This is a genomic window from Cupriavidus sp. SK-3 (assembly GCF_000611145.1).
Classification (GTDB): domain Bacteria; phylum Pseudomonadota; class Gammaproteobacteria; order Burkholderiales; family Burkholderiaceae; genus Cupriavidus.
Genome location: NZ_JFJV02000123.1, coordinates 1 through 645 on the forward strand (window position 1 = coordinate 1; position 645 = coordinate 645).

At 68.4% G+C, this 645-nt stretch carries 1 protein-coding gene; it reads left to right on the forward strand.

The window, feature by feature from the left end; all coding sequences use genetic code 11:
• Positions 1-13 precede the first annotated feature (13 nt).
• The coding region (locus CF70_RS12605; RefSeq protein ID WP_349675111.1) for an ImcF-related family protein at positions 14-645 on the forward strand (632 nt) is incomplete at its 3' end.

The window sequence follows — 645 nt, forward strand, 5'->3', positions numbered from 1 at the left end:
CGCTGCGCAACAAGTGATTCAGGATGTCCAGGCGGCCCCCAACCCGGCTGCGCGCCTGCGCGCGCTCCTTGCCTTGCAGCATCAGATCGAGCGCTACGAGTACCGCACCCGGCATCACGCGCCGCTGCTGTCCCGCTTTGGCCTGAATCGCGATCCGGCGGTCCTCGCCGCGCTGTGGAAGCCTTACGCGCAGGCCAGCCGCGAACTGCTCGTCACGCCGGCGCAGCGGGATCTGGAGGCGTCGCTGGTGGATCTCGCGCAACTGCGGACCACGGTGCTGGATGCGGCAACCAACCGGGTGGCGCTGAGCGGTCACCAGGCGCTCAAGACCTATTTGATGCTGGCTAATCCCGAACGCGCCGAGCCGGCCTTCCTGGCCCCGCAACTGGTGCAGCATTGGTCCACCGATGCCCGGATGACCCCGGGCGAGCGGCAGGACCTCGCCGAACGCCTGCTCACCTTCTATGCGCAGCATTTGAATACCAACCCGGCCGGGCCCATCGCGCCACGGCCCGAACTGGTCGCCGGCGCCCGCCAGACGCTGCTGGCCGTGATCGGGGAGCGCAACGCCGAGGACACCGTCTATCGGGGCGTGATCCAGGCCTTTGGCGAGCACGCTGGCAGCAAGTATCCGGACCAGACCCT